We start from the raw sequence: 15,207 nt of genomic DNA on the forward strand, positions 1-15,207 counted from the left end.
TGTAGGGAGGTGACGCGATGGGGTGGGTGATCCAGCGGACGGCCCATGACGGCAAGATTCGCCACACCGCCATGTTCCGTGACCCGTACGGGCGGACCCGTTCGGCGGGCACCTTCGCGACGAGCCGCGAGGCGGAGCGCGCTGCCGGCCGCCAGGACGACTCGGTTGCCAACGGCACCTGGATCGACCCGGCCGCCGGCCGGATCACGTTCCAGGAGTACGCCGAAGAGATCTGGCTACCGTCCCGACACCTGGAAGTCACCACCCGCGCGGGCTACCAGTCCTACCTGCGCAACCACTTCGTGCCCTACTTCGGGCACATGCGCCTGGCCCGGATCATGCCCTCGACCGTTCAGGCCTGGGTCACCCAGGCGGTCGGTCTCGGCCTGTCTCCGCGGTCGATCGCGAAGTACCACGTGATGCTGCACTCGGTATTCGCCCGCGCCGTCCGTGACCGGATGATCGCGTTCAACCCGTGCGAGAACACCGAATTACCCAAGGTGGTGCTGGCCAAGACCCGGATCCTGACCCCCGCTGAGTTTGAGTCGGTCCTGGCCGCCATACCCGCGCGGTTCCAGGCGCTCCTGCTCACCGACATCGAGACCGGGTTGCGCTGGGGCGAGCTGGTCGCGCTGCGCCCGCGGCATGTGGACTTCCTACGCCGCACCATCACGGTTCAAGAGACGATCGTCGAGGTCTCCAAGAAGGACTCCCCCACCGGGCAGCGCATGATCGTCAAGCCCTACCCCAAGAACGACCAGCCCCGCACCCTGCACGTCTCCCAGGCGCTGATCGACATCCTGGCCGCTCGGATCGCCGAGCTCGGGCTCGGCCGTGACGACCTCCTCTTCCCCTCCCGTGAGATCGCCGACGGCGACCCGCTGTCCAGGGGCACGTTCAACACCCGCTTCTGGAGACCCGCGATCACCAAGGCCGGCATCGACTTCCCCCTGCGCATGCACGATCTCCGCCACGCACATGCCTCCTGGCTCCTCGCCGGCGGCGCCGACCTGAAGTCCGTCATGGAACGCATGGGCCACGCCCAGATCATGACCACCCAGAAATACCTGCACGCCCTGCCCGACGCAGACCAGAAAGCACTCGCCGCATTCGAATCCGTGCGGCGACGGGGCGGCTCGTAGCCATCTCCCGAGTCGGGGAGCCCGCGAGGCTTCACTCACTTGCCCGACACACCGAGGAGAATGCTTCTGATGACTCGTGAGCGGAACCGCGTCTCACTAAAGCGGATGCCGGTCACTGCCATCGCGATCAAGTCGCCCAGACGTGGGTCGAACATATCTCCCCGGCGGGCTCCTCGACGTCGGTGGCCCGACCGTCGAACTCATGACCAGTGAGGCCGCCCTGACCCCACGACTGGCCCCACCTCGCCGCCGACTGGATCAGCCGGTAGGCCCTCGCGGACATCGGCAGGCTCCACCACGTCGACCTGGATCGACAAGCCAGATGCAGCATCTGCACCTGTCAACGACTGTTGCCTGCGCACCTGTGGTTGACCGCCACGACGTCGTCGCGGAACTCCTTGTGCCGGCGGAGATCGCCTCCAGCGCCGCCGATCCGGGGCCTCGGTCGGGGTCGGCGCCGGCGCCACCCGAGAGCGAACCGGCGGTTCACGTCACGCACGCCGTCCGCGATCGCCCTCGCCCAGCAGGTTGCCGGGCAGTCGCGGGCCGACCCAGCGCCACGCGATGGCCGCCGCTGCGACGGCGAGTGCGGCGAGGAGCACACCCGCAGCGATGTCCTGGGTGTGGTGGACGTGCGCGATCACGCGTGCGGCTCCCCCGATGATGCTCGCGGCCAGCAGGACCGTACCGACGCGTGTGCGGTACCGCATCACGAGGAACGCGACCGTGGCGGCCAGTGCGGTGTGGTCCGACGGGAAGCCGTTGTCGGCTGGGTGGGCGAAGTACGGCGTGAGCGCCGGGTCGACGGCGAACGGTCGCGGGTCGCTTTGCAGCCCGGCGGCGACCTGGATCAGGGCGAGCACGACGACCAGCGCGATGACGGCCTGGACTGCGAGTGCGACCTTGGACGCCCGCGGCATGGTGAGCCACGCAAGTGCTGCGACCGCCGGGACGAGCAGCGGCAGGACCTGGGCTAAAAGCACGACGAGCGTCTTCATGAGCACACGCGGCGTCTGGGACGCTGACGCGGTCCACGGGCGACGATCACGGACATAGGAACTCCTCGAGTGGTGCGGTGACATCGCCAGGGCCGGCGGGATGCGCTCCGTCCTGTTCGGTGCCCAGGAGCTCGATCCGGCAGTGCGGACAGTGCGGGCGCGCCGGGCGTGGGTGTGGCACTCTGGTCCCCACGATCAACTATCACGACTGTCGTACTACAGGTGATCGTAGTACATGCGAAGGGGTGTGTGGATGTCGACCACGGGGCCTCGCCCGCGCGGCGCGCTCGAGCGTCAGGTGCTCGCCTGCCTCGCGGTCGCCGACCACCCGCTCACCGTCGCCGAGGTCCTCACCGATCTCGGCGGCGACCTGGCCTACACCACGGTCATGACGACCCTGACCCGGTTGCACAGCAAGGGAGCACTCGTCCGCGAGCAGGTCGGGCGCGCGTACACCTACGCGGTGGCAGGAGACGCCCAGGCCATGGGGTCCTCGGTGACCGCGCAACGTATGCGCCGGCTGCTGGAGGCCGGAGACGACCGCACCGGGGTCCTCACCCGGTTTGTCGCAGGGCTGCGACCGGAGGACGAGCAGCTCCTGGCGGAGCTGCTCGCCGCGACCGAGCACCCGGAGCCGCAATGAGCCTCAACGCTCTGCTGGCGTGGCCGTTGATTGCCGGCGCGGCGTTGGGACTGGCCGGTCCACGCCTAGGACGCGCGCTCCCTCCGGCGGTCGCGGTGCGGCTGCTGACGACCGCCGCCCTGGTCAGCGCCCTGGCAACCGGCTTCGCCCTTGCGGTCGCAGCGTTCGCCGCGCTCGCCCAGGTCCCGTTCGTCAGCGCCCTGGGTCACTGGTCGGTCACCGTCCTGGACACCGGGCCGCACGTCCCCGCGACCGCTGGCGTGCTCGCGGGAGCGACGGTGACCGCCCTGGCCCTCGCGGCCGCGATGCGCGCCCTACGCGGCGGGCGCGAGCTCGTCACCGCCGCACTCATCTGCCGAGACCTGGACGACGCGGGAGGCGGGCTCGTGGTCCTCGACGACGAGCACCCCGACGCCTACGCCCTTCCCGGCGTCCGCGGACGCATCGTGGTCTCCACCGCCATGCTGCACGCCCTTTCGGCCGACGAGCGACGGGTCCTGCTCGCCCACGAAGCCGCTCACCTGGCCCACGGCCACCACCTCTACATCCAGGTCGCCGAGCTCGCGGCAGCCGCGAACCCCCTGCTGCGACCCGTCGCCCGCGCGATCGCCGCCGCGGTCGAACGCGACGCGGACGAGATTGCCGCTACCGAGGTCGCCGACCGCCGACTGGCAGCACGCGCCCTGGCGCGCGCTGGCATGGCGCGCGCATCGGTCCCCACCCACCCCCGCACCCTGGCCGGAGCACTTGGCGCCACCGACGCGGACGTCGTCACCCGCGCCCGAGCCCTGCTCGCACCACCTCCCCCACACCGGCGCATCCTCGCGGCGCTCGTGACCGCCATGATCCTGGCCACCAGCGCAGTCTCCCTGGCCACCGCCAAGCAGACCGAACGACGATTCGAAACCGCCCAGGCCAGCTACACCCGGCACACCTGACACCCACCGCACACCCCCGCAGGCGAGAACCGTGATGCCTCGTTGACGCACGACACATCACGGGCGCGGTCTGCCGGGCATCGCGAGGGGGCGGCGGGACTCATACGGCGCGCGCGAGCCTGCGCAGTGAAGTCGACAGGTCCCTACGCGCCTCGAGCGGTCCAAACCGTTGCCAACAGCCTCGAGACCATGAAGATTCCCTGAAGTTCTCCGCCGCTCGTCGCTCTTCGCTCGATCGGTGCCGCGCCGGGGCCTAACGTCGTGCGAGTCGCGGCGCCGAGGGGACACGAGGTCGCCGAGGTGTCAGGATCCACGATCGTCGACCTGGGAGACTCGCCTTGAACACCACCACCTATGACGTCGCCGGGATGACCTGTGGCCACTGCATCCACGCGGTGACCGGCGAGCTCACCGCACTGGGGGGTGTGCGCGACGTGAGGGTTGACGTCCCCGCGGGCAAGGTAACCGTGCGATCCGATCGTCCACTGGACCTGGGCGTGCTGCGGACAGCGATCGACGCGGCGGGCTATGAGCTGACGGGCGTGAGCGCATGACACGCGGCGCAGTTGGCCGCCTCACCGCGTACGTCGCCGCTCTGGCCGTCCTGTTCGCCGCCGTCTACGCGCTCGCACGTGCGCTCCACGCCTGAAGGACCACCCCCGATGACCAGTACCGACGCGACCGATGGCACTCCCTTCTCCGTGATCGAGCTCGTCATCGGCGGGATGACCTGCGCGTCGTGCGCGGCGCGCATCGAGAAGTCGCTCAACAGGATCGACGGCGTCAGCGCGAGCGTGAACTACGCACTGGAGTCGGCGACGGTGCGCTACTCCGAACCGGTGAGCGTCGAGAAGCTCATCACCACGATCCAGGACGCTGGCTACACCGCCACGCGTCCGGCACTCTCCGGTGAGGCTGCCGAACCGGTCTCGGCAGCCTCACCGGGCGCGGAGGACGCCACCGACGCCCTGCGACGGCGTCTGGTGATCTCGGCTGTCCTGACCGCTCCGGTGCTGCTGCTGGCGATGGTGCCGATCGCCCAGTTCGACAACTGGCAGTGGCTGTCCTTGACCTTGGCCGCACCCGTGGTCGTGTGGGGTGCACTGCCGTTCCATCTGACGACGTGGAAGAACCTTCGCCATGCCACCGCGACCATGGACACCCTGATCTCGATGGGTGTGCTCGCAGCGTTCGGGTGGTCACTGTGGGCGCTGTTCCTCGGTGACGCCGGCGGGCCGAGCATGCGGATGGGCTTCACGTTCTTCCCCGAGCCCGGTGCAGGACGTGGTCAGATCTACCTGGAGATCGCCTCTGCGCTGACGGTGTTCATTCTGCTGGGTCGGTACTTCGAGGCCCACGCCAAGCGTCGCTCGGGGGCGGCACTGCACGCCCTTCTCGAGCTGGGCGCCAAGGACGTCGGGGTCCTGCGCCCGGGCCCGACCGGGGAGGTGGAGTCCCGGATACCGATCGACCAGCTCGGCGTCGGGATGAGGTTCGTGGTTCGCCCCGGGGAGAAGATCGCCACCGACGGCGTTGTCGTGGAGGGCACGTCGGCGATCGACTCAGCGCTGCTGACCGGAGAGTCCATTCCGGTCGAGGTCGGACCCGGTGACCTGGTCACCGGCGCCACCATCAATGCCGGCGGTCGCCTCGTGGTCAGGGCCACCCGCATCGGGGCCGACACCAAGCTCGCCCAGATCGCCAGGCTGGTGGTCGAGGCCCAATCCGGCAAGGCCGCCGTCCAGCGCCTCGCGGACCGGGTCTCAGGAATCTTCGTGCCCGTCGTCATCGCCCTGTCCGTCGCGACGCTCGCATTCTGGCTCGGCCACTCCGGCGACAGCGTCGCAGCGTTCACAGCCGCGGTTGCCGTGCTGATCGTCGCGTGCCCGTGCGCACTGGGACTCGCCACGCCCACGGCGCTGCTGGTCGGGACCGGACGGGGCGCACAGCTCGGTGTCCTGATCAAGGGTCCAGAAGTGCTGGAGTCCACGCGCAAGGTCGACACGATCGTGCTCGACAAGACGGGCACGGTGACCACCGGGCGCATGTCCCTCGTCGGCGTGGTCGCCGCCGCTGGCGTCGATCCGACGCAGGCACTCGGTCTTGCCGCCACGCTCGAGAACGCCTCCGAGCACCCGATTGCCGCAGCGATCGCCGCTGGGGCCAGGGACCGGGGGATCCACCTTGCGGCGGTCGATGGCTTCCAGAACGTGCCTGGCCGGGGCGTGCGCGGCACGGTGGGAAATCTCGACGTCTGCGCGGGACGCGCCGGCTGGCTCGACGACCAGGGCATGGTTCTTCCCGCCGAGCTCACTGCCGCGCTGAACGACGCAGAAGCTGCAGGCAGGACCGCGGTCGCTGTCGGCTGGGACGGCGCCGCTCGGGCGCTTCTCGTCGTGGCCGACACGATCAAGGCGACGTCCGTAGAGGCCATCACTCAGCTGCGCAGCCTCGGGCTGACCCCGATCCTGCTCACCGGAGACAACTCCCGGGCTGCCGCGGCCGTCGCCGCCCAGGTCGGCATCACCGACGTCATCGCCGAGGTCCTTCCCGAGGAGAAGGTCGCGACCATCACCCGTCTCCAGCGTGAAGGTCACGTCGTGGCCATGGTCGGTGACGGTGTGAACGACGCTGCAGCCCTCGCACAGGCCGACCTCGGACTCTCCATGGGCACCGGGACCGACGCCGCGATCGAGGCCTCGGACCTGACGCTCGTGCGCGGCGACCTTCGGGCAGCGGCTGACGCCATCCGCCTGGCGCGGCGCACTCTGGCCACCATCAAAGGGAACCTCTTCTGGGCGTTCGCCTACAACGTCGCAGCCCTCCCGTTGGCCGCCTCGGGCCGCCTCAACCCCTTGCTTGCGGGTGCCGCCATGGCGTTCTCGAGCATCTTCGTCGTGTCCAACTCGTTGCGGCTACGCCGCTTCACAGCGTGGTCCCAGCCCGCCATCGCAGCCCTCGAGGGATCGTCGCCCGCAGCGGTAGGACGTGACGTCCTGCTTCCTGCCCGCAGCTGAGGGCCCACCCCGCACTCGTACCGGAGAGGCACAACGTGACCGTCAGCACCACAGGGGCCCGCCATCGTGCGGCGCGCCGTCCCATCACCCCCTGACCGACTTCGCGAACGCGGCCACGGGAAACATGGCGACGGTCGGACGTCGAACCGCCGTGGTCGCCGCCTCGTCGGGACTCGTGGTCTCGATGTTCGCATCGCCCGCCGCCGCAGCCCCGTCGGGCGAGGCCGCATCGGCCTCGGTCCCGTCGGTCGACACCGCCGCACTGACCGGCGCCGCGCGAGCGGTCCTGGAGACGTCCCCGGTCGTCTCGGTCGCCGACTCGACCCAGTGGTCGTTCGACGTCCCCGAGGTCACGGCCGTCGCGCCCCCCGTCAAGCAGCGCACGGTGCGGACCGTCTCGCGGTCGAGCGTGCGCACCGTCAACGCCCCGATCCCGCAGTCGGCGTCGGGCAACGCGGTGCTCGAGATCGCGGCCCGCTACGTCGGCGTCCCCTACCGCTGGGGTGGCACCACGCCGGCCGGCTTCGACTGCTCCGGCTTCACCCAGTACGTCTACGCGCAGCTCGGGATCCACCTCCCGCGCACATCCGAATCGCAAAAGTATGCCGGCATCGTCGTCGCGCGCGCCGACGCACGACCGGGCGACCTGATCTGGACGCCGGACCACGTGGCGATCTACGCCGGCGGGAACCTGCAGATCGACGAACCTCGAACCGGCGGCAGTGCCCAGTTCCGGAGCATCTGGCAGAGCAACCCGGTCTTCATCCGGGTGATCTGATCTTCTACGACTCTCCTGAAGTCACGCGAGACGGCTGCAGTGGTGTCGGTCGGGGTGGTTCACGGTGGCCCAGCAGGCGCCGCCTCGCCGGTGGCTCAGCCCTCGACGGTGGCCCGCACCTGGTGATGTTCCTGCACGACGAGGTGATGGTGCATGCCCCGGCGGAGGTCGCCGACGAGGTCGCGTCAGCCATACGCGAATCGGCGATCGAAGCGGGACGGCTGCTGTTCGGCGACATGGGTGTCGAGCTCGCGTTGGACGTGTCGATCGTGGACAGCTACGCCGACGCGGCGTGAGGGCGACCCGGCCCGGCGACAGCCGCGGGGCCCTGACGTCGCTCCCCGTCGCGCCGTCGCAGCGAAGCCGGCGCCGCGTTCGGCTGCCGTCCGTTCGGTTGAGGCGGCCCGGTCGGTGGCCCTGGCTCAGTCGGGCGAACTCGCTCGGACCCGGTCGAGCAGCAGTGTGGCGACGTCCACGACCTGCGGGAGGCGGGCGGGTGACTCCCCGGCGGGCGAGGCGTCGCCGGCGTGCGCGGCGACACCGTCCGAGAGCATGACCGAGCAGAACGGGCACGCGGTCGCGATCACGTCGGCGCCGGTCGCGATCGCCTCCCCGGCGCGGTCCGTGCTGATGCGCGTGCCGATGGACTCCTCCATCCAGACGCGCGCGCCGCCCGCGCCGCAGCAGAACGAGCGGTCGCGGTTTCGCGGCATCTCCGCGAGCGCGACGCCGGGCAGTGCGCCGAGCAGCTCCCGCGGCGGCGTGTAGATCTCGTTGTGGCGGCCCAGGTAGCACGGGTCGTGGTACGTCACCGAGGACACCGATGCCTCCGGGCCGGGATCCGCCACCGGCACGAGCCGTCCTGCCGTGACCAGCTCGTCGAGAAGCTCGGTGTGGTGGACGACGTCGTACCGGCCACCGAGCTGCGGGTACTCCCGCGCGATCGTGTTGAAGCAGTGCGCGCACGTGACGACGATCTTGCGGGCGCCGACCTCGTTGAGCGTCTCGACGTTGGCCGAGGCGAGCATCTGGAACAGCAGCTCGTTGCCGGCCCGCCGCGCCGGGTCGCCGGTGCACGACTCCCCGTCGCCGAGCACCGCGAACGAGACCCCGGCGGTGTGCAGCAGCTCGGCGACGGCCCGGGTCGTCTTCTTCGCGCGATCCTCGTAGGCACCTGCGCAGCCGACCCAGAACAGGTAGTCGACCTCGGCCGCCGAGTCCACGTCGGCCCCGACGACGGGTACGTCGAACTCCAGGCCCTTGGCCCAGTCAAGCCGGGCGCGCGATGCCATGCCCCACGGGTTGCCCTGACGCTCGAGCTTGGTGAACATGCCGCCGAGCTCCTTCGGGAACGCCGACTCCATCAGCACCTGGTAGCGGCGCAGGTCCATGATCGTGTCCACGTGCTCGATGTCGACAGGGCACTGCTGGACGCAGGCGCCGCACGTCGTGCAGGCCCACAGCGCGTCGGCGTCGATCACGCCGCTCGCGAGGAGGTCGACGCCCGCGTAGGGGTTCGGCTCCGCCGCGGCCGGACGGGTTCCATCCGCGCCGACCGTCGTGGCGGCGCCGGCGGCAGCCGTGCGCGCGGCCTGCAGGTACGGTGCGGTGGCCGCGGCGTGGTCGCGCAGCGCCAGCGTCAGGAGCTTCGGGGAGAGCGGCTTGCCGGTCGCCCACGCCGGGCACTGGTCCTGGCAGCGGCCGCACTCGGTGCAGGTCGAGAAGTCCAGCAGGCCCTTCCAGGTGAACTCCTCGATCGCCCCGACCCCGAGGCGGGCGTCGTCCGGCAGGTCCTCGAGCGTCGCGACGTCGACGTCCGAGCCACCGACCCGGAGCGGCTGCAGGGGGCCGAGCGCCGGGCGGCCGCTGAGCTCGCGCCGTGCGTAGACGTTGACGACCGCGAGGAACCGGTGCCAGGCGACGCCCATCGTCGGCTGGCGCCCGACCACGACGAACCAGCTCATCGACACCAGGATCTTGACGGTGGCGGTCACGACCGTCGCCGCGTCCAGGACCGACGCGGACGCACCCGCCCATGCCGATCCGTACCAGGAGGTCAGCGGGAAGTGCCACGCCGACGCGAGGTGGACGGTCGCGACCGACTGGGCCGCGAGCGCGTACTCCAGCCCGCGCAGCACGAGCACCGCGAGGACGACGACCAGCACCGTCACCTCGACGAAGTACGCGGCCGCGGCGTCGGACCCGAAGAACCGCGACGTGCGCCCCGGCGACCGGCGCGACGTGCGCACCCGGATCGCGATGAGCGCCAGGATGCCGAGCAGCCCCGCCCACGCGAACGCCTCGATCACCCACTCGACGGGCGGAAGGTGCCCGATCACCGGCAGCGAGTACGTCGGGTCGACGACCTGCCCGTACCCGCTCACGAGCGTGAGGAACAGCACCGGGAAGGACACCATCACGACCCAGTGCGACGCCCGCACCACGGGCCTGTGCTGGAACCGCCCGTGCCCCACCATCTCCCGGACAACGAGCCATGCCCGGCGCGCGACCGGCCGCGTGCGATCAGGCGCGGGTCGACCGATCCGCACGGTCCGGACGATCGCCGCCGCACCGCGCGCGAACACCGCGACCCCGACGAGGGTCGCGACCACGACGACGGCCAGGCAGACCAGCTGGAGGGTGTCCACCGGAGCACGGTAGTCCGCCGCCGACGCCACTGACCACGAACGGGCTGGGCCAACCAGACTGCGTCAGCTCGCTGGCGCGCCATGGCTTCGACCTGTCGTAGCGCTCAGGCGAGGTAGGACAGCACGCTCATCATGCCGAGCTCGGCGTGGTAGGTGTTGTGGCAGTGGACGGCCCACTGGCCCGGGTTGTCCGCCTGGAGGTCCACGGCGACGGTTTGCATCGGGAGCACGTTGACCGTGTCCTTGCGTATCCCGGGTCCAGTCGCGCCGATGAGGGCGAAGGTGTGGCCGTGGATGTGCATGGGGTGGAACATCATCGACTCGTTGCGCATGAGGAGTCTGACCCGCTCGCCGGCGCGGATGTCCAGGGGGCGGTGGTTGCCGTATCCGGCGCCGTTGATGAACCACTTGCGGCCGCCATCGACCATCTGCAGGGCGAGCTCGAGGGTTCGGTCAGGCGTTCGTGGCGCCATCGCCGATGCGTCGGTGGGGGCGAGATCGGAGTAGGCAAGGAGGCGACCGCTCAGCTCGGTCGGGCGCGCGTCCGCGGGCGGGACCGCCCCAGAGGCGGTTCGCAGGACCGCTGACCCGGCGGCTGTCGCTTTCCCCTCAGCGACCGCCACGACGGGGAAGGCGCCGTCTCCTGCGGTGACGACGACGTCGTAGCGCTCACCCATCCCAACGATGAGCGTGTCGACTTGGATCGGGACCACCGAATACCCGTCCGCGTGGGTCACCGTCAGGCGGTGGCCCCCGATGGCGAACCGGTAGGCGGTGTCGCTGCCGGCGTTGATGAGCCGCAGCCGGATCCGCCGGCCGGGAGCGGTGCTGATGACGAAGGGGTCCTGCGGTGGTCGCCCGTTGATCAGATGCGCGGGGTAGACGACGTCGCCGGTGTCCGTGCCGAGGGGATGGTCACCCGAGGGCATGGTCTGGGCCATGGACATCCCCCCGCCATCTGTGCTGCCCATCGACATTCCTGCCATCGGGGCCCCACCGGTCATGCCATCACGCGTCATGCGCGCAAGGATCGCGTCCGGGGAGTCGCCCCAGCCGTCGGTCCAGTCGTCCAGCACGAGGACGACCTCCTCGTCGTAGGTGCCTGCCTCGGCGGGGTCTTCGACGATGAGAGCTCCCTGCAGACCCGTGTCGAGCTGGACGCCGACATGGGGGTGGAACCAGTAGGTGCCCGGGTGGGAAGCGATGAACGCGTACTCGAAGGATCCTGCGGGTGCGACCGCGGCTTGGGTCAGGCCAGGGACACCGTCCATGTCGTTGCGCAGGGCGATGCCGTGCCAGTGGACGCTCGTCGGCGCGGGCAGGTCGTTGACCAGGCGGACCCGCAGCTCGTCGCCGGCCTGCACACGGATCTCAGGTCCCGGCACGGTGTCGTTGTACGCCCACGTGTGCACGGTCCTTCCCGCGAGGTCGATGGTCGCGGGTGCGGCACGCAGCTCTCGGCGAACGACGTTTCCCGTCGTGCGCCGGGCTGCTTCGGCGGCAATGACCGCACCTGAGCGTGAGCCGATCAGGTCGGGTGGGGCGAAGATCCTGCTGCCGGCGAAGGCACCGGCACCCACCACGACGATGCCGGCTGCGCCGAGCTGTAGGAAGCGGCGACGACCGAGGGTCGCCGCCGGTCGGAGATCGGACGGGCGCGGGGACAAGGGCATGTATGGGCTCCAAGGGAAAGGTGAAGACTTGTGTCAGGCGAGCGCGCGCACATGGACCGGGCGCGGGGTCGGGCGAGACGAGCCTGACCCGCTAGGACGAAGGTCCTACGTGCAATTGATGAAGGTTCTCTGAAGAGGCGCCCCGGACCGGAGCACCGCGGTCATTGGCGCGGGCGTGGGGCCTGGATCTTCGTCGGATCTTCGTCGTTCCTCGCTGTGAACCTCGCACAGGTGGGCGAGCGTTGAGCGTGATGGCAGCGCACCTTCACGGACAGGGACGAACACACGCATGAACAGCGGAACCGGTGCACCCGGCCTCACGGCGGTCTTGCTCGTCGTGGTCGCCGTCATCGCGGTCACCCTGGCCTGGACCGGTCTGCGCGCGGCCGCTCGGCGTCGTAGCCCTGATCGCGAAGGTGCCCGTGGGGTGCCTCCCGACGAGTTCGCGGGAGAAACGACGGCCGCACTGAACACCCGAGCAAGCGCGTCTTTGGTCGCGATCGATGACGCGATCACGACCTCGGGTCAGGAGCTGGGGTTCGCCCAGGCACAGTTCGGGGCAGAGGCGACGGCCACGTTCGAGGTTGCGCTCACGGCCGCCAGGACATCGGTCGCGCGCGCGTTCGCGCTGCGCCAGCAGCTCGACGACGCCTTCCCCGAGACCGAGCAGCAGGCTCGTGCGATGGCCTCCGAGATCATCCGGATCTGTTCGCAGGTCAGTGCCGATCTGGACTCCCACACCCACGAGTTCGAGGCGCTGCGGGACCTGCAGGCACACGCCCCTGACCTCCTGGACGACGTCGCGCGACAGGCGACCGAGGCCGGTGCACGGGTGTCTGCGGCGCGCGTGACCCTGGCGGGGCTGTCCGCGTCGTACCCCGCGACGGCGTTGGCGTCCATCAGCGCCAACCCGGACCAGGTCGAGCGACTCGTCGCGGGGATCACGTCGACCGTGACCGCCGGGCGGGCGGCGCTGGCCACCGGGGACCGCGCCGCGGCGGTGGCCGCTGCACGCTCCGGGCAGGCGGCTCTCGCGCAGGCGATGAGCCTGCTCGACGCGGTCGGCCAGGCCGGGGCGAACCTGGCCGCGGCCGGTCGCAGGCTCACGAGCAGTATCGCCGTGTTGAACCAGGACGTGATCGACGCCGCGCGGCTGGCGCCGTCGGACCCCGAGGTCGTGGCGCAGGTCGCCGTGGCCACGGCCGCGATCGCCGAGGCCCAACGGGCAGCGGCCGGCGCCGACCCGCTGGAGGCCCTGCGCGCGGTGACCCGCACACAGGGCGAGCTGGGTGCGCGCCTGGCGCCCTACCGTGAGCAGGCCGAGCATGCGGAGGCAGCCCGCAAGCAGCTCACCGATCTGCTCGGACACGCCACCGCCCAGATCGGCGCGGTCAGCGACTACATCGACACCCGGCGCGGCGCCGTGGGCCCCGAGGCGCGCACCCGACTGGCCGAGGCCGCCCGCCATGCTCGCCAGGCCCAGGACCTGGCGGGCACCGACCCTGTCCAGGCCCTGTCCGAGGCGACCCAGGCCAACCAGCTCGTCAACTCGGCCCAGACCCTGGCCCAGCAGGACGTCGCCGACTTCGAAGCCCAGCAGCGTCGCGATGCGGGTGGCCCCACGGGTGGGTCGATGGGCGGTCCGGGCGGGATGGTGCTCGGCGGCATCCTGATCGACCAGCTTCTGCGCGGCGGCGGTCGCGGCTTCGGCGGCGGCTTCGGCGGCGGGTGCTGACCTGACCGCATCGGCCCTCCCCCACCATCTGCACCATCAGTGTCCGACAGCTCGACCGATGAGAGGAACCACCGTGGCAGACAAGCAGACCGTCCTTGGCCGCATCACCCAGCTCGCGAAAGCCAACATCAACTCCCTCCTGGACCACGCCGAGGACCCAGGCAAGATGATCGACCAGCTCATCCGCGACTACACGAACAACATCGCCCAGGCCGAGGACGCCGTCGCCCAGACCATCGGCAACCTGCGCCTGGCCGAACAGGACCACGCCGCTGACCTCGCCGCGGCCACGGACTGGGGCCAGAAGGCCGCCGCGGCCTCCACCCGCGCCGACCAGATGCGCGCAGCGGGCAACACGGCCGATGCCCAGAAGTTCGACAACCTCGCCAAACTCGCGCTCGGCAAGCAGATCACCGCCGAACACAACGCCACCGAGGCCGAGCCGCTGATCGCCTCGCAGTCCGTGGTCGTCGAGAAGCTCAAGGCCGGGCTGATCGCGATGAAGGACAAGCTCGCCGACCTCAAGACCCGGCGCGACTCCCTGGTGGCCCGGCAGAAGACCGCGGAGGCCCAGTCCCGCGTCCAGGGGGCCATGTCCTCCATCAATGTGCTCGACCCGACGAGTGAGATCTCACGGTTCGAGGAGACGGTGCGCCGCGAGGAGGCCCACGCCGCCGGGCAAGCCGAGATCGCGGGATCCTCCCTGGACGCGCAGTTCGCCGAGCTCGACGCGTCGAGCGAGAACATCGAGATCGAAGCCCGACTGGCGGCGCTCAAGGCAGGGTCCAACTGAACCTGAACCACTCACCTGGCGCGGGCGGTGCGAACGGGTCCCTCGCCCACGCGCCAGGTGGGCCGAACGCCGCACGCCGGCCCGTCTCCGCCGTGGACACCGCCCAGACTCGGGCGACGACCGCACCACGGGCACGAGTGCTCGTGGTCGACAATGAGCCCACCAGCCGCGCCCTGCTCGCGGCTGCGCTGCCGCTCGCCGGATTCGAGGTGCACACCGTCACCGACGGCGCAGGCGCCCTGCGGGTCATGCGCCAGCTCGACCCGGACCTGGTGATCATGGACGTCGTGCTCCCGGGCATGGACGGCTTTGCTGTGACCAGGCAGTGGCGCCGGATGGGACAGGTCGTCCCTGTGGTCTTCCTCACCGCCCGCGACACGACCGAAGACAAGGTCACGGGCCTGTCGGCCGGGGGCGACGACTACCTCACCAAGCCGTTCAGTCTCGAAGAACTGGTCGCGCGCATGCGTGCGATCCTGCGCCGGACGTGCGATGCGGGGAGTGCGGACGCGGGCGTACTCGCCTACGCCGATCTCGAGCTCGACCAGGATAGTCGTGAGGCCACCCGCGCGGGGCACCGGGTTGACCTGTCCTGCACCGAGTTCACACTCCTGCAGTACCTCATGCACAACCAGGGTCGGGTGGTGTCCAAGTCGCAGATCCTCGAGGACGTCTGGCAGGGTGAATGGGACCGCAGCCCCAACGTCGTGGAGACCTACATCTCCTACCTGAGGCGCAAGGTCGACGGCATCACGGCTGAGGACGGGTCCACCGTCGCACCGTTGATCCACACGCGGCGCGGTGTCGGATACCTGCTCCGGCAGGCGTCGCCGTGACCGCCG

The 15,207-nt window shown here is 70.4% G+C and carries 13 protein-coding genes; 10 read left to right on the forward strand and 3 right to left on the reverse strand.

Features of this window, described 5'->3' with window-relative positions; translation table 11 throughout:
* Positions 1-17 precede the first annotated feature (17 nt).
* Positions 18-1,142, forward strand: a complete 1,125-nt coding sequence (locus tag LJB74_RS06065) for a site-specific integrase (protein ID WP_259307692.1) — start codon at positions 18-20, stop codon at positions 1,140-1,142.
* A 491-nt stretch (positions 1,143-1,633) separates the two neighbouring features.
* Here LJB74_RS06065 and LJB74_RS06070 read toward each other — a convergent pair whose 3' ends face one another.
* A complete protein-coding gene (locus tag LJB74_RS06070; protein ID WP_259307693.1) occupies positions 1,634-2,140 on the reverse strand; it encodes a phosphatase PAP2 family protein in 507 nt (168 codons plus the stop codon).
* Positions 2,141-2,393: 253 nt separating this feature from the next.
* Between LJB74_RS06070 and LJB74_RS06075 the strand changes: the two genes are divergently transcribed.
* The 6 genes from LJB74_RS06075 to LJB74_RS06100 all read left to right on the forward strand — a co-directional run bounded on the left by LJB74_RS06075 (position 2,394) and on the right by LJB74_RS06100 (position 7,812).
* On the forward strand, positions 2,394-2,783 hold the full coding sequence (locus tag LJB74_RS06075; RefSeq protein ID WP_259307694.1) for a BlaI/MecI/CopY family transcriptional regulator: 390 nt from the start codon (positions 2,394-2,396) through the stop codon (positions 2,781-2,783).
* Positions 2,780-3,721: a M56 family metallopeptidase gene (locus LJB74_RS06080; protein WP_259307695.1), complete on the forward strand. Its 942-nt coding sequence runs from the start codon at positions 2,780-2,782 to the stop codon at positions 3,719-3,721. Before LJB74_RS06075 ends, LJB74_RS06080 begins: the two co-directional genes overlap by 4 nt.
* Positions 3,722-4,059: 338 nt before the next feature.
* Positions 4,060-4,275 (forward strand): heavy-metal-associated domain-containing protein, encoded by a 216-nt coding sequence (locus LJB74_RS06085; RefSeq protein WP_259307696.1) that lies wholly within the window; start codon positions 4,060-4,062, stop codon positions 4,273-4,275.
* 108 nt (positions 4,276-4,383) lie between these two features.
* Positions 4,384-6,738 carry a cation-translocating P-type ATPase gene (locus LJB74_RS06090; RefSeq protein WP_259307697.1) on the forward strand — a complete coding sequence of 785 codons (2,355 nt, stop codon included), beginning with the start codon at positions 4,384-4,386 and terminating at the stop codon, positions 6,736-6,738.
* A gap of 124 nt (positions 6,739-6,862) precedes the next feature.
* Positions 6,863-7,516: a C40 family peptidase gene (locus tag LJB74_RS20610; protein WP_310650818.1), complete on the forward strand. Its 654-nt coding sequence runs from the start codon at positions 6,863-6,865 to the stop codon at positions 7,514-7,516.
* A 125-nt stretch (positions 7,517-7,641) separates the two neighbouring features.
* Positions 7,642-7,812 carry a hypothetical protein gene (locus tag LJB74_RS06100; RefSeq protein WP_310650819.1) on the forward strand — a complete coding sequence of 57 codons (171 nt, stop codon included), beginning with the start codon at positions 7,642-7,644 and terminating at the stop codon, positions 7,810-7,812.
* A 126-nt stretch (positions 7,813-7,938) separates the two neighbouring features.
* On the opposite strand, the gene LJB74_RS06105 is transcribed toward LJB74_RS06100, so the two are convergent.
* On the reverse strand, positions 7,939-10,164 hold the full coding sequence (locus LJB74_RS06105; RefSeq protein WP_259307698.1) for a (Fe-S)-binding protein: 2,226 nt from the start codon (positions 10,162-10,164) through the stop codon (positions 7,939-7,941).
* A gap of 104 nt (positions 10,165-10,268) precedes the next feature.
* Entirely contained in the window at positions 10,269-11,837 is a 1,569-nt protein-coding gene (locus LJB74_RS06110; protein WP_259307699.1) for a multicopper oxidase family protein, read from the reverse strand.
* Between the two features lie 289 nt (positions 11,838-12,126).
* Between LJB74_RS06110 and LJB74_RS06115 the strand changes: the two genes are divergently transcribed.
* The 3 genes from LJB74_RS06115 (at position 12,127) to LJB74_RS06125 (ending at position 15,201) form a co-directional block, all read left to right on the forward strand.
* Complete coding sequence (locus LJB74_RS06115) at positions 12,127-13,572, forward strand: hypothetical protein (protein WP_259307700.1); 1,446 nt, start codon at positions 12,127-12,129, stop codon at positions 13,570-13,572.
* 73 nt (positions 13,573-13,645) lie between these two features.
* On the forward strand, positions 13,646-14,365 hold the full coding sequence (locus LJB74_RS06120; RefSeq protein WP_259307701.1) for a PspA/IM30 family protein: 720 nt from the start codon (positions 13,646-13,648) through the stop codon (positions 14,363-14,365).
* Between the two features lie 143 nt (positions 14,366-14,508).
* Positions 14,509-15,201, forward strand: a complete 693-nt coding sequence (locus LJB74_RS06125) for a response regulator transcription factor (RefSeq protein WP_310650820.1) — start codon at positions 14,509-14,511, stop codon at positions 15,199-15,201.
* Positions 15,202-15,207: the final 6 nt, after the last annotated feature.

The sequence above is a fragment of the Cellulomonas sp. P24 genome (genome assembly GCF_024704385.1).
Lineage (GTDB): Bacteria > Actinomycetota > Actinomycetes > Actinomycetales > Cellulomonadaceae > JAJDFX01.